The organism is Cryobacterium sp. TMT1-2-1, assembly GCF_004403955.1.
Taxonomy (GTDB): domain Bacteria; phylum Actinomycetota; class Actinomycetes; order Actinomycetales; family Microbacteriaceae; genus Cryobacterium; species Cryobacterium psychrotolerans.
Map to the genome: position 1 here is coordinate 52,145 of NZ_SOHC01000027.1, position 20,209 is coordinate 72,353.

The 20,209-nt window shown below is 66.2% G+C and carries 9 protein-coding genes; 5 read left to right on the forward strand and 4 right to left on the reverse strand.

The genetic code is table 11. The annotated features are described in order from the left end of the window. Positions 1-118: 118 nt before the first annotated feature. Together E3T33_RS04725 and E3T33_RS04730 are read left to right on the forward strand one after the other, a co-directional pair. Positions 119-2,944 carry an FAD-binding and (Fe-S)-binding domain-containing protein gene (locus E3T33_RS04725; RefSeq protein WP_134574894.1) on the forward strand — a complete coding sequence of 942 codons (2,826 nt, stop codon included), beginning with the start codon at positions 119-121 and terminating at the stop codon, positions 2,942-2,944. Positions 2,945-3,010: 66 nt separating this feature from the next. Beyond that, on the forward strand, positions 3,011-4,825 hold the full coding sequence (locus tag E3T33_RS04730; RefSeq protein WP_092321317.1) for an L-lactate permease: 1,815 nt from the start codon (positions 3,011-3,013) through the stop codon (positions 4,823-4,825). Between the two features lie 327 nt (positions 4,826-5,152). On the opposite strand, the gene E3T33_RS04735 is transcribed toward E3T33_RS04730, so the two are convergent. Next, complete coding sequence (locus tag E3T33_RS04735) at positions 5,153-6,106, reverse strand: L-lactate dehydrogenase (protein ID WP_092321107.1); 954 nt, start codon at positions 6,104-6,106, stop codon at positions 5,153-5,155. A 524-nt stretch (positions 6,107-6,630) separates the two neighbouring features. Here E3T33_RS04735 and E3T33_RS04740 point away from each other — a divergent pair. Next, positions 6,631-7,725, forward strand: coding sequence for an S-(hydroxymethyl)mycothiol dehydrogenase (locus E3T33_RS04740; RefSeq protein ID WP_134574863.1), 1,095 nt, complete (start codon positions 6,631-6,633; stop codon positions 7,723-7,725). Further along, positions 7,725-8,360: an MBL fold metallo-hydrolase gene (locus E3T33_RS04745; protein WP_134475698.1), complete on the forward strand. Its 636-nt coding sequence runs from the start codon at positions 7,725-7,727 to the stop codon at positions 8,358-8,360. The genes E3T33_RS04740 and E3T33_RS04745 overlap by 1 nt, the downstream gene beginning before the upstream one ends. A 385-nt stretch (positions 8,361-8,745) precedes the next feature. Here the strand turns inward: E3T33_RS04745 and E3T33_RS04750 are convergent, their stop codons facing one another. Next, entirely contained in the window at positions 8,746-13,602 is a 4,857-nt protein-coding gene (locus E3T33_RS04750) for an NAD-glutamate dehydrogenase (protein ID WP_134574864.1), read from the reverse strand. A gap of 536 nt (positions 13,603-14,138) precedes the next feature. On the opposite strand from E3T33_RS04750, the gene E3T33_RS04755 reads away from it, so the two are divergent. Then, positions 14,139-15,209, forward strand: coding sequence for a DNA cytosine methyltransferase (locus E3T33_RS04755; protein WP_134574865.1), 1,071 nt, complete (start codon positions 14,139-14,141; stop codon positions 15,207-15,209). An 82-nt stretch (positions 15,210-15,291) separates the two neighbouring features. On the opposite strand, the gene E3T33_RS04760 is transcribed toward E3T33_RS04755, so the two are convergent. Next, positions 15,292-17,091 (reverse strand): DUF1998 domain-containing protein, encoded by a 1,800-nt coding sequence (locus E3T33_RS04760; RefSeq protein WP_206750192.1) that lies wholly within the window; start codon positions 17,089-17,091, stop codon positions 15,292-15,294. Further along, complete coding sequence (locus tag E3T33_RS04765) at positions 17,088-20,207, reverse strand: helicase-related protein (protein ID WP_134574867.1); 3,120 nt, start codon at positions 20,205-20,207, stop codon at positions 17,088-17,090. The genes E3T33_RS04760 and E3T33_RS04765 overlap by 4 nt, the downstream gene beginning before the upstream one ends. Between the last annotated feature and the right edge of the window lie 2 nt (positions 20,208-20,209).

Genomic DNA, 20,209 nt, shown 5'->3' on the forward strand with positions numbered 1-20,209 from the left:
CCACCGCCGCCGCCCACACTTTTTCGCCCGAAACAAAGGAGTTTCCGTGACTACCACCCAAGATCTGCTCGGCACCACTCGGCCCAGCAGCGCACCGGCCGACACGCTCGGAGACCACGTGCTCGCATCGCTCCGCGCGGCCGTGGCCGACCCGACCCGGGTGAAGACCCGCGCGCTGGATCTGCACGCCAACGCCCACGACGCCTCTCACTTCCTCCTGATTCCGCGCGCCGTGGTGGTCGCCCGCGACGCCGCCGAGGTGGGCCGGCTGCTGCAGGCCAGCGCGGCCCAGGGCATTCCGCTCACCTTCCGCTCCGGCGGCACCAGCCTGAGCGGCCAGGCCATCTCCGACGGCGTGCTGGTGGATGTGCGCCGCCACTTCAAGCAGATCGAGGTGCTCGACGACGGCGCCCGCGTGCGGGTGCAGCCCGGCGTCATCGTGCGGGCCCTGAACGCCCGGCTGGCGAAATACGGCCGCAAGTTCGGGCCGGACCCGGCCAGCGAATCGGCCGCCACGATCGGCGGCGTCGTGGCCAACAACTCCTCCGGCATGGCCTGCGGCACGGTGGACAACGCCTACCAGACGCTCGAATCGGTGACCGTCGTGCTGCCGAGCGGCACGGTCGTCGACACCGGGGCAGCGGATGCCGACGAGCGGCTGCGCGAGCGGGAGCCCGACCTCTACGACGGTCTGCTTCGGCTCGCCAGGCGAACCCGCGAGAATCCGGCATCCGTCGCCACCATCAGGCAGCAGTACTCGATGAAGAACACCATGGGCTACGGGGTGAACTCCCTGCTGGACTACGAGCGGCCGGCGGACATCCTGGCGCACCTGATCGTGGGCAGCGAGGGCACGCTCGGGTTCGTGGCCGAGGCCGTCTTCCGCACGGTGCCCCGGCTGCCGCACGTGACGACCGCCCTGCTGATCTTCCCCGGCCTGGAGCCGGCCACCGCCGCGCTGCCGGCGCTGGTGGCCACCGGCGCGGCGACCCTCGAGCTGATGGACGCCCTGTCGCTGAAGGTCGGGCAGTCGATGCCCGGCACGCCCGACATCGTGCGCGACCTGGTCGTCGAGGACCACGCTGCCCTGCTGGTGGAGTACCACGCCGAATCCCCCGAAAGCCTCGCCGAACTGCTGCGGACCGGGCTCGAGGTCGTCGACGGGCTGGGGCTCACCCTGCCGGCCGACTTCACGACCGACGCCGGTATCCGCGGCCAGCTGTGGCACCTGCGCAAGGGAATCATCCCCGCCGTCGGCGGCACGCGCCCGCAGGGCACCAACGCGCTGCTCGAAGACATCGCCGTGCCGGTGCCGGCGCTGGCCCGCACCTGCGTGGAACTCATGAGCCTCTTCGACAAGTACGAGTACCAGAACGGCATGATCTTCGGCCATGCCAAAGACGGCAACGTGCACTTCATGCTCATCGACGACTTCGCCAGCCCCGAGGGCACGGCCCGCTTCAGCGCGTTCACCGAGGACCTCGTCGAGCTGGTGCTCCGCGAGGGCGGCTCGCTCAAGGCCGAGCACGGCACCGGCCGGGTGATGGCGCCGTATGTGCGCCCGCAGTTCGGCGACGAACTCTACGACGTGATGTGCCAGATCAAGCTGCTCTTCGACCCGACCGGCATGCTCAACCCGGGCGTGCTCATCAACCCCGACCCCGAGGCGCACCTGAAAGACCTCAAGGCCGTACCGGCGGTGGCCGCCGAAGTGGACCGCTGCACCGAGTGCGGCTGGTGCGAACCGGTCTGCCCGAGCCGGGACCTGACGCTGACCCCGCGGCAGAGGATCGTCAGCCTGCGCGCCATCGAAGGGGCCAGGCAGGACGGAAACCTCGCCCTGGTCGCCGAAATGGAGAAGGACTACGAGTACGACGCCGTGCAGACCTGCGCCGTCGACGGCATGTGCCAGACCGCCTGCCCGGTGAACATCAACACCGGCAGCCTGGTCAAGAGGCTCCGCGAAGACGCAGCCGGACCGGTCGACAAGGGCATCTGGAACGTCGCGGCGAAGAACTGGGGCGCGGTCACGAGCGGCGCCGGCCTGGCGCTTCGCGTCGTGAAGCAGGTGCCGGCCGGGATCCTGGCCGGGCCCAACAAGCTGGCCCGCAAGGTGCTGGGCACGGATGCCGTGCCGCTGTACTCCGCGGAGCTCCCCGGCGGCGGCCCCAGGCGCAAGCGCCCGGCGCCGACCTCCGCGGCGCAGGCCGTGTACTTCCCCGCCTGCGTGCAGACCATGTTCGGGCCGGCCACCGACGCCACCCCCGGGGTTCAGCTCAGCTTCGAGCAGCTGTGCGAGCGCGCCGGAGTCACCCTGCTGGTGCCGCCGGAAATCGACGGGCTGTGCTGCGGCACCCCCTGGTCGTCCAAGGGCCTGGTCGACGGGCAGGCAGCCATGCGTCAGAAGACCCTGGCCGCCCTGCACGCCGCCACCAACGACGGCGAACTGACCATCATCTGCGACGCCTCCTCCTGCACCGAGGGGCTGCGGCAGACGATCGAGAGCGACACGAGTGCCAACCGCCTGCGGGTCGTCGACGCGGTCGAGTTCGCGGCCACGAGCATCCTGCCGCAGTTGCCCGAGTACGAGAAGATCGAGTCGCTCGCGCTGCACCCGACGTGCTCCTCCACCCGGATGGGCATCAACGGCGCCCTCGACACCCTCGCCGCGGGCGTGGCCGAGAAGGTGCAGGTGCCGGAGAACTGGGGATGCTGCGGCTTCGCCGGCGACCGCGGCCTGCTGCACCCCGAACTCACCGAATCCGCCACCCGGGCCCAGGCGGCCGACGTCGTCGCCATGGGCGCCACGGCGTTCGCCTCCTGCAACCGCACCTGCGAACTCGGGATGACCCGGGCCACGGGCAAGGACTACCGCCACGTGCTCGAACTGCTGGAGGAGGTGACGCGGCCCTCGCCCGACAAGGCGACCCCCTCGAGTCACTAAGCGCACGCCACGCACTATCTACACCTTTTTGCGTTCCACACTCTCGAAAACAAAGGAGTTTTTGTGATTTCCACCGATGTGCCTTTCCAGCAGATCACCGACCCGATCCTCGGGTCCCTGGTCTTCTCGGCGATACTCGCCGCGCTACCCCTCATCCTTCTGTTCGTGCTCCTCGGCGTGTTCAAGGTGAAGGCGCCCAAGGCGGCACTGGCCAGCTTGTTGCTGTCCATCGTGCTGGCCATCGTCGGCTGGCAGATGCCGATCGGCCAGACGCTCAGCGCCGCAGCGGCGGGGGCCGTCTACGGGCTGTTCCCGATCCTGTGGATCCTGGTGAACGCGCTCTGGATCTTCAAGCTGACCGTCGCGACGCCCTGGTTCGAGGTGCTCGGCCGCACCATCCGCTCGATCAGCAATGACCTGCGGATCCTCGCGATCCTGATCGCGTTCTCGTTCGGCGCGCTGCTCGAGGCCCTGGCCGGGTTCGGCGCACCGGTGGCCATCTCGGCCGCGATGCTGATGGCAGCGGGCATGAAGCCGCTGAAATCGGCCATGGTGTCGCTGCTGGCCAACACGGCCCCGGTTGCGTTCGGCGCGATGGCGGCACCCATCGTCGCCCTGAGCGGTGTGACGGGCCTGCCGATGCAGGACCTGTCCTCGATGGCCGGACGGCAGACCCCGTTCATCGCGGTGCTGGTTCCGCTCATCCTCGTCTTCATCGTCGACGGCAAGCGCGGCCTGAAGCAGACCTGGCCGGTGGCCCTCGTGGCCGGCGCAGTCTTCGGCCTGGCCCAGTTCGTCACCTCGAACTTCATCGCCGCCGAACTGACCGACGTCGTCGCCGCCGTCGCAACCGTGACTGCCGTTCTGTTCATGCTGCGCTTCTGGCAGCCGGCCGAAGTCGTGAGCACGGACCACGCCGCGGATGCCGCCGAAACCGCGCTGCTCGCGGGGTCGGCCGGCGCAGGGCGCGGCGCCGCTGGTTCGTCCGCCGCATCCTCTGTCGGCTCGTCTTCTGGTTCTGGCTCTGGTTCTGGTTCCGGTTCTGGTTCTGGTTCTGGTTCTGCGGGCGTCGGTGCGACCGGAGGGGGCACGGCCACCGCGCTGCTCGACAACGAGCCGCCGGTCACGTCTCGCCCGCCGGCCCGTCAGGTGCTGACCTCGGTCGCGCCGTACCTGATCATCATGGTGATCTTCTCGATCGCGCAGATCCCGGCCATCAAGGCCTGGCTTGCCGTCGTCGGCAGTGTCACCTTCCAGTGGCCCGGCCTGAACGTCACCGATGCGGCCGGCAACGCGGTTGCCGCGCAGACGTTCAAGCTCGACCACATCAAGGCCACCGGAACCCTGCTGCTCTTCTCCGGCCTGGCCACGATGCTCTTCTACAAGGTTTCGGCACGTGAAGGCCTGCGCATCTACTGGGCCACCCTGGTGCAGCTGCGCTGGACGATCGTCACGGTCACCGCCGTGCTCGCGCTGTCGTTCGTGATGAACCTGTCCGGCCAGACCAACTCGCTGGGCGTCGCGCTCGCCACCACGGGCGGCTTCTTCGCCCTCATCTCCCCCCTGCTCGGCTGGATCGGTGTGGCCCTGACCGGGTCGGACACCTCGTCCAACTCGCTCTTCGGGCAGCTGCAGGTGACCGCCGCGGCAGAGACCGGCCTCTCGCCGGTGCTGATGGCCGCAGCCAACTCGTCGGCCGGGGTGCTGGGCAAGATGCTCTCGCTGCAGAACCTCGCCGTGGCCGCTGCCGCCGTCGGAATGGAAGGCGCCGAGAGCACCCTGTTCCGCAAGCTCATCGGCTGGAGCCTCGGACTGCTCGTGCTGGTCACGATCCTGATCGGCCTGCAGAGCACCCCGGTGCTCGGCTGGATGGTTCCCTAACCGGCTGTCCGGCCGCCGGCCACGTCGGCCAAGTCGGCGCGAAGGCCCCCATCGTACGCAAGATGGGGGCCCTCGCGCGATCCCGGCAGGGCGTTCGCACGCCGTGTCCGATGGCATCCGTGCGCGGCAGGGCGTTCGCGGCATCCGTGCGCGGCATCCGTTCGCGGCAGGGCGTTCGCACAGTCGGAGATTCTGCCGCTCGGGCGACAACTCCCAGCCCAGACGCACCGCACACCCCCGGGAGCAACGGATGCCGCCACAGCTGGGAGTTATCGCCACCCTGCCGCACCTGTTGCCACAGATAGGCGCGAGCAGACCGAGCCGCTCTTACTGCAGCAGCTTGAGCGACTCCCCCAGCGCCTCGGCCGAGCGGTGCAGCAGCGCGACTTCCACGTCATCCATCGGCACGTCGACCACGCGCTCCACGCCGCGGGCACCCACGATCGAGGGAACGCTCAGGGCGATGCCGTCGATGCCGCGGTATCCGTGCAGCACGCTCGACACCGGCAGGATCGCGCGCTCGTTGCGCAGCACCGCCTCGACGATGCGGGCGCCGGAGAGCCCGATCGCGTAGTTCGTCGCACCCTTGCCGGCGATGATCTTGTAGGCGGCGTGCACGACATCGTCGGTCAGCGACTCCAGCCGCTCGCGCGGGAACAGCCGCGTGCCGGCCTCGTCGGTCCAGTCGCGCAGCGGCGTCTGGCCGATCGTGGCATCCGACCAGAGCGGGAACTCGCTGTCGCCGTGCTCGCCGACGATGAGCGCGTGCACATTCTGGGACGCGATCCCGGCCGCCTCGGCAATCAGCCAGCGCAGCCGGGCCGAATCCAGCACGGTGCCGGAGGAGAAGACCCGGCCAGGCGGAAGATCGACGAGCCCCTCGGCGACCACCGTGAGCACGTCGCAGGGGTTGGTGACGAGCACGAACACGGCGTTCGGGGCGAGGGCGACGAGGCGCGGCATGAGCTGCTCGAGGATGCGCGCATTGGTCCCGGCGAGCGCCAGACGCGTCTGCCCCGGCTCCTGTTTGGCGCCCGCGGTGATGACCACGACATCCGAATCGGCGACGAGTTCGATGTCGCTGCCGCCGCTGATTCGGGATGCCCCGGTGAACGGGGTCCCGTGCGCCAGGTCGAGCACCTCCGCCTCCGCTTTGGCCTGGTTCACGTCGTACAGCACCACCCGCTGGGCCGAGTTGCGGATCAGCGCGGCGTAGGCGAGGGAGGACCCCACGCTCCCGGCGCCGATGACGGACAGTTTGGTCTCGCGCACGAAGCTCATGGCTCCATTGTTGCGGCTGCTCCGGCCTCCGCACGAGCCTCCGTCCCGGATCTCCCGCCCGATCCCCCGACCCGGCGCCCGAGTCCCGGCCGCGCCCTGTGGCCAACTCAGGAGAATCGGGAGATTGCGGGGGCGGGCCCGCGGAATCACGCGGCCGCGGTCTGCGACATGACGGAATCTCCTGAGTTAGCCACAGCGCGCGGGGCCGACGACGGATGCCGGAGCCGATCTCGGCACGCTCGATCTCCGGGTCACGACAGGTGCCCTGTGGCCAACTCAGGAGAATCGGGAGATAGTGCGTTCGGGCCCGCGGAATCACGCGGCCGCGGTCGGCGACCCAACGGAATCTCCTGAGTTAGCCACCGGGCGCGGCGAGCACTCGGGCGGCGGGATCCGGGCGGGCTCGATCACCGGACGGACTCGATCACCCGACGGGCTCGATCACCGGGCCCTCGCCCAGCGCAATTGGGTAGTGTGAAGGGAATCCTACACGGCCCTGCCCGGGCCCCAACCGGAGGAGTTTCATGCCCATCACCGTTCAAGGCGTCATCGTTCGTTCGAAGGGTGCCCCGGTGGAACTCACCGACATCGTGATCCCCGACCCCGGACCCGGCGAGGTCGTCGTCGATATCGAGACCTGCGGCGTCTGCCACACCGACTTCCACTACAAGGAGGGCGGCATCGGCGACGACTTCCCGTACCTCCTCGGCCACGAGGCCGCCGGCCGGGTCAGCGTGCTCGGCGCCGGCGTCACCCACGTCGCCGTCGGCGACTTCGTCGTGCTCAACTGGCGCGCGGTCTGCGGCGACTGCCGCGCCTGCAAGCGCGCCGAGCCCTGGTACTGCTTCAACACCTTCAACGCGGGCCAGAAGATGACCCTCGCCGACGGCACCGAACTCAGCCCGGCCCTCGGCATCGGCGCCTTCGCCGAGAAGACCCTCGTGCACGAGAAGCAGTGCACCAGGGTGGACGCGAGCGCCGACCCCGCAGCGGTCGGGCTCCTCGGCTGCGGCATCATGGCCGGCATCGGCGCGGCCATGAACACGGGCAACGTGAGCCACGGTGACTCGGTCGCCGTGATCGGATGCGGCGGCGTCGGCAACGCGGCGGTCGTCGGGTCGAAGCTGGCCGGGGCATCCGTCATCATCGCCATCGACCGCGACGCGAAGAAGCTGCACAAGGCCGAGCAGCTCGGCGCCACGCACACGATCGACTCGTCGGGCCTCGACGAGGCCGGCGTCGTCGCGGCCGTGCAGGCCCTGACCGGCGGTTTCGGCGCGGATGTCGTCATCGACGCGGTCGGACGTCCCGAGACCTGGCGCCAGGCGTTCTACGCCCGCGACCTCGCCGGCACGGTCGTGCTGGTCGGCGTGCCGACGCCCGAGATGATGCTCGAGATCCCGCTGCTCGACGTGTTCGGGCGCGGCGGCTCACTCAAGTCGTCCTGGTACGGCGACTGCCTGCCCGAGCGCGACTTCCCGATGCTCACCGACCTGTATCTGCAGGGCCGGCTGCCGCTCGAGCAGTTCGTCAGCGAGCGCATCGGCATCGGCCACATCGAGGAGGCCTTCGAGAAGATGGCCCGCGGCGAGGTCTTGCGCTCCGTGGTGGTGCTCTGATGGGCGCGCGCATCGAGCACCTCGTCACGTCGGGGACCTTCAGCCTCGACGGCGGCACCTGGGCCGTCGACAACAACGTCTGGATCGTCGGCGACGATGCCGAGTGCGTCGTGATCGACGCCGCCCACGACGCCGACGCCATCCTCGCCGCCGTAGGTAGCCGCAAGCTGCTCGGCATCCTCTGCACGCACGCGCACGACGACCACATCGGCGCCGTGGGCGAGGTGCTGGCGGCGCGCGATGCCCCCGTTTTTCTGCACCCGCGCGACGCGATGCTGTGGGACTCGATGTACCCGGATGCCCCGCCGCACCCCCTCGCCGATGGCCAGCGGATCGCGGTGGCCGGCCTCGAGCTCGAGGTGCTGCACACCCCCGGCCACTCCCCCGGCGCGGTCTGCTTCTACGCGCCGGCGCTCGGCGCATCGGGCACGCTGTTCAGCGGCGACACGCTGTTCCACGGCGGCCCCGGCGCGACCGGCCGCTCGTTCAGCGACTTCCCGACGATCGTCGAGTCGATCACGAGCAAGCTGCTGACCCTTCCCGCCGAGACGGTCGTGCTCACGGGGCACGGCGAGTCAACGACGATCGGCAACGAGGCCGGGCACCTGGAGGAGTGGATCGCCCGCGGCCACTAGCGCCGGCCGGTTGTCCGGCAGGACGGGTAGGCCGGTTTTTTGCTGCGGGCTAAGATCCCCTGCCGGCGCCGCTCACCGGTGGCCGCGCTGACGCGTGGCCAACTCAGGAGATTCCGTTGTCGCGCCGCACGCAACCCCGTGTTTCCGGGCCCGGATGACACTGCGTACCCGATTCTCCTGAATTAGCCACCATGGGAGGCGATGCCCAGCCGGGGCCGTGGTGGCCGCGCCGGCCTGTGGCTAACTCAGGAGATTCCGTCGTCGCGCCAGGCGCGACCGCGTGTTTCCGCGGCCGGAAACCGCGGCGCACCCGATTCTCCTGAGTTGGCCACCGTTCGGGGCGGGTAATCCAGGGTGGGCGGGGGCGTGCAGGGGCTACGGCGGGTCAGCGGCGCACGACGGAGCGCATCAGGCGCAGGGCCACCGAGAGGGATGCCATGTCGTCGCGTCCGAGGGCGTTGACCTCCTCGAAGACGCTCCGTGACCGGCTCAGCTGCTCCGCGTTGAGGGCCTCCCAGGCGAGCATGCGTTCCTCCGCGGTGCCGGCATCCGTGGATTCCAGCACGCGCGTGGTCATATCGGCCACCGTCGAATAGAGGTCGTCGCGCAGGGCCGCGCGGGCCAGCGCCTGCCAGCGGTCCTTGCGCGGCAGCGCCGTGATGCGCTCGAGCAGGTTGTCCACCCGGAAGCGGTCGTAGACCGTGTAGTACACCGCGGCAACATCCTGCATCGGCGCGTTGGCCTGGGTGGCGATCTTGGCCACGTCCAGAAGCGCGAAGGCCTCGAAGAGCTCGATCCACCGGCGTCCGAGATCCTCCGGAACGCCCCAGTCCTTCGCCGTCTGCAGCAGGGAGTGCATGCGCTTGAGGTCCTCGCCCTGCACGTAGTCCACGAGGTGTGCGCGCATGACGTCGGTCTGCGGCTTGTACTGGGCGACGACCTCCGCCACGGCGGGCGACCCGCCCTGGTTGACCTGCCAGCGCACGGCACGGTCGAGCAGGCGACGGATGTCGAGGTGGATCGCCGACCAGTGTTCGGTCGGGAACGACGACGGCAGCGCGTTGAGCTCGCCGACCATGATGTCCAGCTCGAAGACCTCGCGCAGGGCGACGAACGCCCGCGCAATCGTGGCCGGGTTCGCGGAGGTCTCCTCCATCGTGCGGAAGGCGAAGGTCACGCCGCCGAGGTTGATCATGTCGTTGGCCACGACCGTGGCGATGATCTCACGGCGCAGCGGATGCGTGTCGATTTCGGCGTCGAAACGCTCCGACAGCTGCCTCGGGAAGTAGCGTCGCAGGGTCTTGCCGAACCACGGGTCGTCGGCCAGGTCGCTGTCCCGCAGCGCCGTGGCCAGCTCGATCTTGGCGTAGGCGGCCAGCACGGACAGCTCCGGCGAGGTCAGGCCCTGCCCCTGCTCCAGCCGTTCCCGCAGCGTCGCCGTCGTCGGCAGCGCCTCGAGGTCGCGCTTGAGATCGCCGGATGCCTCCAGCCAGTCCATCAGCCGTTCGTAGCTGGGGCTCCAGTTGACGACCTTCACCCGGTCGTTGAGCAGCAGGATGTTCTGGTCAACGTTGTCCACCAGCACCAGCCGCCCGACCTCGTCGGTCATCGAGGCGAGGAACTCGGTCCGCTCCGCTGCGTCGAGCTTGCCCGCCGCGACCATCCGGTCGACGAAGATCTTGATGTTGACCTCGTGGTCGGAGCAGTCCACCCCGGCGGAGTTGTCGATCGCGTCGGTGTTCAGGATGACGCCGTTCAGGGCCGCCTCGATTCGACCGAGCTGGGTCATCCCGAGGTTTCCGCCCTCGCCAACGACCTTCACGCGCAACTCCCGGCCATCGACACGGATGGCGTCGTTCGCCTTGTCGCCAACCTGCGCGGCCGTCTCACTGCTCGCCTTGACGTAGGTTCCGATGCCGCCGTTGTAGAGCAGGTACGCCGGCGCCGTGAGGATGGCGCGGAGCAGTTCCGGCGGGCTGATCTTCGTCGTGCCGCCCGGCAGTCCGAGCGCCACCTGCACCTCGGCGGAGATCGGGACCACCTTGGCGTGGCGCGGATAGACCCCGCCGCCCGCGCTGATCAGGGCCTCGTCGTAGTCGCCCCAGGAGGAACGCGGCAGGTCAAAGAGCCGCCGGCGTTCGGCGAAGGAGGCCGCGGCATCCGGGTTCGGGTCCAGGAAGATGTGCCGGTGATCGAAGGCCGCGATGAGACGGATGTGCTCCGACAGCAGCATGCCGTTCCCGAACACGTCGCCGGACATGTCGCCCACCCCGACGACGGTGAAGTCCTCGGTCTGGGTGTCGACGCCGAGCTCGCTGAAGTGGCGCTTGACCGACTCCCACGCGCCGCGGGCCGTGATGCCCATGGCCTTGTGGTCGTAGCCGACCGAGCCGCCCGAGGCGAAAGCGTCGCCCAGCCAGAAGCCGTAGTCGGCGGCCAGCCCGTTGGCGATGTCGGAGAAGGATGCCGTTCCCTTGTCGGCGGCGACGACCAGGTACGAGTCGTCGTCGTCGTGTCGCACGACGCTGGCCGGCGGCACGACCTGTTCGCCGTCGGCCGTGGCGACCAGGTTGTCGGTGAGGTCCAGCAGTCCGCTGATGAAGGTCTTGTAGCTCTCGACGCCCTCGGCCATCCAGGCCGCGCGGTCGACGGCGGGGTCGGGGAGCTTCTTGGCGAAGAATCCGCCCTTGGCGCCGGTGGGCACGATGACGGCGTTCTTGACCGTCTGTGCCTTGACCAGGCCGAGGATTTCGGTGCGGAAGTCCTCCCGGCGGTCCGACCAGCGCAGGCCGCCGCGGGCGACCTTGCCGAAGCGCAGGTGCACGCCCTCGACGCGCGGCGAGTACACCCAGATCTCGTACTTCGGCCGTGGGAAGGGCAGCGACTCGATCAGGGTCGGGTCGAGCTTGATGCTCAGGTACGGCTTCTGCTGGAAGAAGTTGGTGCGGAGCGACGCTTCGATCAGGTCGATGAAGGTGCGCAGCACGCGGTCGGCGTCGAGGGTCGCGACCTGCTCCATGGCGGCGGTGAGCTCGGCGCGCACGTGCGCCAGGCCGACGGTGCGTTCGTCGTCGGTCAGCTTGGGGTCGAAGCGCGCCTCGAAGAGCGACACCAGGCCGCCGGCGACGGCCGGGTTGGCGAGCAGCGTGTCGGCGACGAACTCGTAGGAGTTCGTGTTGCCCATCTGGCGCATGTACTTGGCGTAGCTGCGCAGGATGACGACCCGGTGCCAGGCCATGCCCTCCCGGAGCACCAGGCGGTCGAGGCCGTCCGATTCGACGGCGCCGCGCACGGCGGCGCCGAAGGAGTCGGCCAGGAGCCGGCCGGTCGCGACCGGGTCGACGCCGGCCGGGTAGTTCAGGCCCAGGTCGTAGAGGAAGAAGTCGCGCCCGTCGGAGGTCTCGATCTCGAAGGGGACCTCGTCGAGAACCTCGAGGCCGAGGTTCTGGAAGTACGGCAGGATCTGGCTGAGGCTCTGCGACTCCATCATGTAGAGCTTGACCCGGGCGTCTTCCGCCTCGGGTTCGTCACGCGACGCATCCGGCAGATACACGTACAGCCCCGGCGCCGCGGGCCCGTCGCCGGATGCCGCGGCCGCGGTGGCCGCGGTCGCGCACGCCTCGAACCTGCCGATGTCCTCGAGCGCATCCTCGATCTCGTAGTCGACCCGGTAACTGTCGGGGAACGCCTCGGCCCAGAGGGCGGACAGGTGCTCCGCCTCATCGAGCGAGCGGTGTTCGCGGAGTTCCTCGGTGATGCCCTCCGACCAGGCACGCACGGCCATGACCAGGCGGCGCTCGAGCGCGACGGCGTCGACGCCCGCGACCTGGGCATCCTTCGGCAGGCGGATGCGGAAGAACAGGCGGGCCAGGGCGGATTCGGTCATCCGGGCCTCGAAGTCGAGGGACTCCGCGTGGAAGGTCTCGCGCAGTTCCTTCTCGATGCGCAGACGCACGGCCGTGGTGTACCGGTCGCGGGGCAGGAAGACCATCGCGGACATGAAACGGCCGTAGATGTCGGGGCGCAGGAAGAGGCGGGTGCGGCGGCGTTCCTGCAGGCGCTGGATGGCGAGGGCCGTGGTGACCAGGGCGTCGACATCCATCTGGAACAGCTCGTCGCGCGGGTAGGTTTCGAGGATGCCGAGGAGGTCTTTGTCGCTGTGCGACCCGACCGGGAAGCCGATCTTGGCCATCACGGCGTCGACCTTTTCGCGCAGGATCGGCACGGCCCGCACGGAGCTCGTGTAGGCGCTGGCGGCGAAGAGTCCGATGAAGCGCTGCTCGCCGTTGACGTTGCCGTTCTCGTCGAAGCTCTTGATGCCGATGTAGTCGAAGTAGGCGGGGCGGTGCACGCTGGAGCGCGAGTTCGCCTTCGTGATCACCAGGGCGCGTCGCTCGCGCGCCATCAGGCGGCCGGCCTCGGTGAGGTGCTGGATCTGGTGGCCGTCTTCGGAGGAGCGCAGCAGGCCGAGGCCGCTGCCGTCACGGATGGTGAGCACGTCTTCGCCGTCAACGGTGCCCAGGTCGTACTCCCGGTAGCCGAGGAAGGTGAAGTTGTCCCGGTCGAGCCAGCGCAGCAGTTCCTGGGTCTGGTTGAGGTCCGGGATGCCCTCGGCGTGGGCGACCTTGCCGAGCGCGTCGGCGATCAGCACGGACTTCGCGCGCATCGGCTGCCAGTCGTCCACCGCGGCGCGCACGTCGCTGAGCACCCGGGTGAGGCCGGCGATGAGCTTGCCCTGCTGCTCGTCGGTGGCGCGGTCGATCTCGATCGCGATCCAGGACTCGAGGTGCGGGGCGTCGTCGTCGTTGCCGAGCAGGTGCGAGATGTCGGGCATCGCGGAGGTGTCGCCGCTGGAGATGCCGACGCTGGACGGAATCCGGTTGACGTCGATGAGGTCGTTGGTGACCCGGTTGCGGGTGACCGCGAGGAGGGGGTGCACGACCAGGTGGATGGCCGAGTGCTGGCGCACGAGTTCGGCGTTGACCGAGTCGACGAGGAAGGGCATGTCGTCGGTGACGATGTAGACGACGCTGCGGCCGGATTCGTCGCGGATCTCGACGTTCGCGGTCTTGGGCCGCCGGTTGCGGGCCACCTGCCAGTGATAGCCGGCCCGGGCGCGCAGCACGTTCACGTCGTAGGCCTGGGCGTCTTCACCCGCCAGGTGCTCGTAGTAGTCGGCGATGAAGGCCTCGAGCTCGCTACCCGTCGGGGACTGACCCGTACGGGTGGATTCTGACGACATGAAAAGAAACGCCTCCATTATGTGCTCTGATCTTCGCTGATCGGGCCTGCCGATCCGGCGGTAAACGTGGAGGCCCCTTGCTCAACCCATCGTAGTTTCGTTGAGCAGGATGCGCACATCGAACCACCGCAGGGTCTGCGATTTTGCGGTGGTGATCGGGCTTGTCGAGATCCCGCAAGCCCCGAGTGTCAGAGGCCGGTGTGACAGCAGATCTACAAGCTCACTCCCGAGGAAGGCCACCCTATGTCGACGACCACCACCAGCATCTGCCCCAAATGCGGCAACGACACCGGCATCTCGATCGCGTACGGGACTGCTCGGCATTGAGCTCCTGGAGTCCGCCCAGCGAGGCGAAGTCGCTCTCGGCGGATGCATCGTGATGCCCGAGAATCCGCGGTGGCGGTGCACGCATGCTGGGTGCGCGCACGCATGGCGAGCGTCCGTCGCGCGCGCTCATTCGGGGCGCTGCCGCAGGTCAGCTGACACGCCGGCGATTGCGCAAGCCGCAGGGAGCACTCCGATAGGATCAAACAAGAATGAGCGCACGCGAGATCAGAGTCCTAGACCTATTTGCTGGAGCAGGCGGGCTAACGGCCGGCTTTCACTCAGCCTCTTCACGATTCACGACTGTACGAGCAGTCGAGATGGATCGTGCGGCGGCGGCTTCGTACGAGGCAACGTTTGGCAAGGGCATCGTCTACCCGGGCTCCATTCAAGACTGGTTGGCGAACGAGACCGTCCCGGAAGTAGACGTCATCATCGGCGGCCCCCCGTGTCAGGGTTTTTCCACCCTGGGCAAGCAGGACGTAGAGGACACGCGCAATTCACTTTGGAAGCAATACGCGGAGACAATCATTCGCGCCAAGCCGAAGTACTTCGTTGTCGAAAACGTGGCGGCCTTCCGCAAGTCTCATCAATACCAGGACTTCGTTGACGCGACCGAGAAGGGCGGTCTCCTTGAGAACTACACGTTCGAGGATGACGTTCTCAACGCAGCCGACTTCGGCGCCTTTCAAGCACGGAAGCGAGCGGTGCTGATTGGGTACAGAAGCGACGTTGAGCCGTCCGGTCTCCCCCGAGCGACACATGCCGGCAATCACAAGACCGTTCGTGAGGCATTCGAGGGAATCGCCTTGGGCGCCCCCGCATTCGACCTTCCTCAAAGCCGCAAGATTCGTTTCGATGGAGAGACGTTCAATGGGGCGTTCATCGCAAGCGAACTTCATTTTGGTCGAAATTACAGGCAGCTGTCGCTAGATAGATTCGATGCGATACCTCCAGGCGGAAACCGATTCAATCTCCCGGAGGATCTCAAGTCGCCGTGTTGGAAGAAACACACGACCGGGTCGGGCGACGTGATGGGTCGGTTGCACTGGGACAAGCCATCCGTGACCATCCGGACAGAGTTTTTCAAGCCTGAGAAGGGTCGATACTTGCACCCCACTGCCAGGCGTGCGATCACTCACTATGAGGCAGCCGTCCTGCAAGGATTCCCGCCGGACCATCGGTTCGTTGGATCCAAGATCGCGATTGCGCGCCAGATTGGCAATGCCGTTCCCATACCTCTGGGCGCCGCGATTGCGCGCTCCCTTGACGCGCGCCTCTAAGGACGCTCATACGGCGGCGAAATCACTTGCCGGGATGAGGAGCCCCGGGGACTATTCGCTATAGCTGCCTTCGAATCTGCGATCAGCTCGCAGATCGCCCTGCGGCCAGGATTGAATCAAAGAATCCGGGGGTTCCGTCCGATCCAACAACGAGACTGCGATCGAGGAAGAGGTTTGAGTTCTCGCATGATGTCTCGGGAGCGAGCGCGCATCCGTGACATGCAGCAAGGTTTAGAGCGTTCATGCCTTGTCCTTTGCTCTCGCGGCAAACCGGATCATTCGAGCACCAATCGCTGTCCTCAATCGCTGCCAGCAGCATGCGGGCTAGCCGGGGCGGTTCCCCCTGACGAACAAGCCCGCCCAAGGTGCCTTCGCTGTCACCCGAGGCTGTGTAGATGAGAATCCCTGCCTGGCGATCGGCCCCTGCGACACTTGAATAGACCCTTTCCCGCAGAGCCGCCGACGCATAGCCGCTGTTGAAGGCAAGTCGGCGCATGATGAGGTGGGCGAGCGTGTGGAGCATGACCGATCTCGGCGTAACTTCATTGTGCCGAGACGCAATGTGTGAATCCAGCCGCCGTCGCTCGAGCACGGATGTGCGCTCCTGGACCGACTGCGCAGATTCCCAGTTCGACATTGCAGCTTCGGCTATTGAGAAGAAGATCCCTTCGCCAAACGATTCCATCGCTGGGTACCACTGCTCCGTTCCCTTTGGGGCGAAGCTCACCGGTATGACATTCGAGTCGGGCGAATACCGCCGGAACCCTGTCATCGCCCGAACCTCCCGCAAACGTCGTACAAGCACGACGGAGGAAATGAGATCGCCGAGCTTCTGGAGAACGGGTGCGTCTGAGTGACGCACGAAACCTGTCGCCTCCGTGATGAAGTCGGGGCTGGCCGCAGTGGAGGGCGTCTGGAATGCTGCCCATTCTCCGTCGAGAAGGCCAGACCTTGCGGTGGCAAGGTTTCCATCCGAGATCGCGTCATTTGACATCGCAACTGCCTTGACGATTTCCGGTGGAACGTCAAGCTCCTTCGCGATCAGCTCGCGCAGATACTCCGAGATTGGGCCGTCAGGGTCGGAGCTCAGCGCACCAAAAGAGCCGTGGTTCCGGACCTTCTCGGCATGGACAAGACTCATCGGTTTGGCCTCAGGGATGTCTATGGCTGAGATCACGTCCGCCATATGGACGTTCGTTGCCCCGCGTTGCACTACCTGTACGGTTGCGTCGCAGTCAATTGCCTCAAACTTTGACTGCCAAGGCTGCTTGCCGCTGCACTTGATGCCATCGCCCTTCAATGCGCCCTTCGCGGACAACTCTCCAAAGTTGCGCCGAACACCGCAGGATTTGCAGTGAACGCTCAACCCCGAGAGCCCCTCATTCCCGTTCTCGGACGTGCGGAAGAATAGGTTCTCACTATCGACACATTTTTGCTGCGCTAGAACTGTCGCGGCTCGGTGGGCCCACCACCTCCAGGAAATGTCCTGTACGTGACTGCCCTTGTCGCACAGCGCGATGAAGCGCATCGGAACCCGCGGGCCAGCGCATTTCGCGCATCGCGGCGATTTTCCCGTCTCCTCTCCCGCGTTCAACTGTCGGAGCGCCCTGCAGTTCTGACAGAACAGCCACGAGGGGAATCGCTGAAAGGTAAGCCCGGGTGTCTTCTTAGAGGGATATGACGGCACGCTGGGCGGCGATTTGAGGGCCCTCCCGCGAAGCTCCCGCTCAAGGCGATCACAGGTCAAGCGAGGTGAGTTCTTGGGCCACCAGCTAATGTCTGTCGCCATCAACGAGTCACCCGCAATATCGACAATTGCACCGACCCCGAAGGGTGCAATTGTCTCGCTGAGTCGCAGGGTCCTCAAACCGTCCTGCGTCATGCGGGGGCTTTCTCGCCGCGCACGATTACCCGCACCGCGCGGTCAACTGACCGCATTGAGTTCATGACGGGCCACGCCTCACCCGAATCTCCAAAGTTTTTAAGCAACGATGTCCCTTTCTTTGCTTCGTACTGCAGCGTTTCCCCTTCTGCGGCCGCGTCTGCCACCCTCATCGTCCAGTGGGAGATGAGGGCATCGAGCTGTGCGAATGCATTGTCGGCTTCATCCGGGTCGACCTTCTTGAGGAGAGTCTTTAGAACCGTGATCGCATGATTCACCTGCAGATTGGAGGCGTCGAAGTCCCCACACGCACTGTTCGTCCGCAGCCCAGCGCCGTGCCGAACAAGCAACACGAGGGCGGCTGCCAAGGCGCGATTCCGGGACTGTACCGACCACGGCGTCACGCTCGTCGGCTCGACATAGCGATAGAGCGCTTCGTGGTAGCCACGGAAGGTCTCATAGTGGGATCTATCCCGCGGTTTCGTGGCACGGAACAGGGTAACCACGATCCCAGGAACGTCACGCCCTCGTCCCACACGACTCGTAGCCTGGATGTATTCGGAAGTCGTCTTTGGCTGGCCATTCATGAGCATGACGCCGAGCCGACTAACGTCAATCCCGACCGAGAGCATATTCGTCGTTGCAGCAACATCCACGGCCTCGCCAGAACCGTATCGACGTTCGAGCCGCGCGAGAATCTTTGGAAGCTGATCCGCCTGCACATGGCTTGTGAGTTCCTCGACGCCGTCTCCGCGGATGCTTCGGACTTTCTCGCCTCCGACGCCGCGAGTGCGCAGCAGGCTCTCGACGTCGTCGCGTGCGATTGTCACGGTCCGACCGAGCTCACGAAGGCTGTTGTGATAGGCCACGACTGTCCAGTACGCGTCGAGATCGTCGTCTGTGGCATCCAGGAGGGAGAGAGGAGCTTCCAGTAGCCCAGTCAGACTGCGCACAACCGATGAAGATTGGGTGAACGCTTGAGGCATCAGTCCGATGTACAGACGTCCCGGAGCGTCCCTGTCAACCCTGGCAAAGTAACTGTCGTCAGCCGAAATGCCACTCGCCGGGTACAACTCGACCTCAGCCGCGAACAGGCCCCTAACTTGCTCCGACGCCGCTCGGATTGTGGCCGTTGATGCGACTATTTTCGGCGGCGACCCGCCCCAGCTCAGCACGCCCTGGATCGCCGCCTCGTAGACGGCAACAGTCGTCCCCAACGGCCCCGACAGGAGGTGCAACTCATCCTGAATGATGAGCGACGGCGCATCGAATGGGGACGACCCACGTCCCAGGAGCGAGCCTGCCGATTCAGAAAGCGGCAGGCGCGCGAACTTGTCCACCGTGCCCATGAGCATCGTCGGAGGCGTCCGATACATCTGTTCGTCGACAACGTCAATCGGCAAGCGGGTCGAGAAAGCACATTCTCGGTGCGGGCAGTAGAGATAGAAGTCGTTCTTAGTTGCGTTCGCGCCGTAGGCACTTCTGTCGTCCACGCGAGTGTCGGGAATGATGTTGGTTCCGCACCAGGGGCAGGCCTCCAGCTGGAAGGGGTTCTCCGGCTTGAGAGCCTTGTAGGTCTCGTCCAGCCGGCTCAGCGCATCGTTGAGCTTGTTCGGGGTTGTCGCGTCGCCAAGCCACAATCCGATGGTGAAGGCGGGGAGCCGCTGAAGGTCCGGCTCTCGCGCCCGGAGGAGCTCAAGCGCACAAATGAGGGTTGCCGCCCGTTGAAACTGCTGAGTGGTGAGGAGCCGCAGCGTGTACCTGGTGATCACGGCCGTGCCGCCTCCATCGACTCCTCGCGTGAGCCGGCGTCTCACCATTTCGAACGCAGCGAGCGCCAAGTACGCTTCGGTCTTGCCGCCACCGGTCGGAAACCAAATCAGGTCCACGACTGAGCGATCTTCATGCCCCTCATACGCGGTCGATTCCAAGGACACGAGAAGGAAGCCCAATTGAAAGGGAAACCACTCAGGTTCCCTGAGACCGACAGGTCGAGCGATCAGCGGATGGCTTCGCTTTCCTGGATTTGTACGGGCGTGTCCGGATTGCAACATCTGCTCCCGCATTGCGACCATCGCGAGCCGAAAGGACCTCAAGACGATTGGATCGGTTTTCAACACCTTGATGCTACCGCGCATACGACGAACTGCCCGACGCATCCGTTCGATGAGACGCAGCGCTGCCTCTGAATGCTCAGCGGGAAGACCACGTGATTCGACCTCCCGCTCATCGACCCATCTCTCGTAGTCAGATACGAAGTCGTTGAGGTGTTCCGCCAGTGTTTCGGGGCGCACGGAAGTATCGCTCAGGAAGGACAGTTGAAGTGTGTCTCCAGCGCCAGCCACAGCGGCAATTGCGGGCACTGTCACTGTTGGAAGAAAATCAATCGCAACTGATCGCACGGATCCATCACGGGCGTCCCAAGCTGCGGAGGTTCCATGCCCAACGGCATACACGCGCGCATCCCGATAACGGAGCGCAAGCTCACATTCCTCGGGGTCCATGTTCACCGAAGCCGTGGTGCGATAGGGCAAGACTTCGCCGCCGATCGGCACGCACAAGAGCTGAGTCTGGAAGATGCAGTCCTGAGTTTCGATCTTGTCCTCGGGATCGCTGCGTTCGATTAGGTTCTCGATCGCAACTGTCACCATCCATTGGTCGAGGACTCGCCTCCACCTTGAGGTGACGCGCACTCGGGCACCCGCTACCTCCGGGATGAAGAAACTCTTGCCGGGGCTCAACGAAAATGCCGGCACAGTGACGGGCGACCTTCGCCAGCTTGATCCGGGGCCCTCATTGTCTTGCTTCGCATAGGTCGCGAATGCTGCCGTGCACTCAAGAGAATCGCCATCATGGATGAACGACAAGGCGGCGGAGGACGGATGCCAGTCGTTGGCGGCCTCAATCGCTTCATCCCCGTCTTCGCTCCCCACGTCACCGTCGTTCACATCCACGTCCGGATCAGTTGCCGCCCTCCCTCGGGGGAAGAGCGTGCCGACGAGATAGGTCTTGTCGGGTTTGCTGGCGAGTAGCTCGTCGTTCTCGCCGGAAGGGCCTAGATACTGAGACCTCAGGTAATCGACGTACTGCTGTCTGCGTTCTGTCTTTGCATCCAAGG

Coding starts and splice junctions, on each gene's coding strand:
- E3T33_RS04735 (WP_092321107.1), bottom strand. CDS start 6,106: ATGAGCTTCGTGCGCGAGACCAAACTGTCCGTCATCGGCGCCGGGAGC.
- E3T33_RS04740 (WP_134574863.1), top strand. CDS start 6,631: ATGCCCATCACCGTTCAAGGCGTCATCGTTCGTTCGAAGGGTGCCCCG.
- E3T33_RS04745 (WP_134475698.1), top strand. CDS start 7,725: ATGGGCGCGCGCATCGAGCACCTCGTCACGTCGGGGACCTTCAGCCTC.
- E3T33_RS04750 (WP_134574864.1), bottom strand. CDS start 13,602: ATGTCGTCAGAATCCACCCGTACGGGTCAGTCCCCGACGGGTAGCGAG.
- E3T33_RS04755 (WP_134574865.1), top strand. CDS start 14,139: ATGAGCGCACGCGAGATCAGAGTCCTAGACCTATTTGCTGGAGCAGGC.
- E3T33_RS04760 (WP_206750192.1), bottom strand. CDS start 17,091: ATGACGCAGGACGGTTTGAGGACCCTGCGACTCAGCGAGACAATTGCA.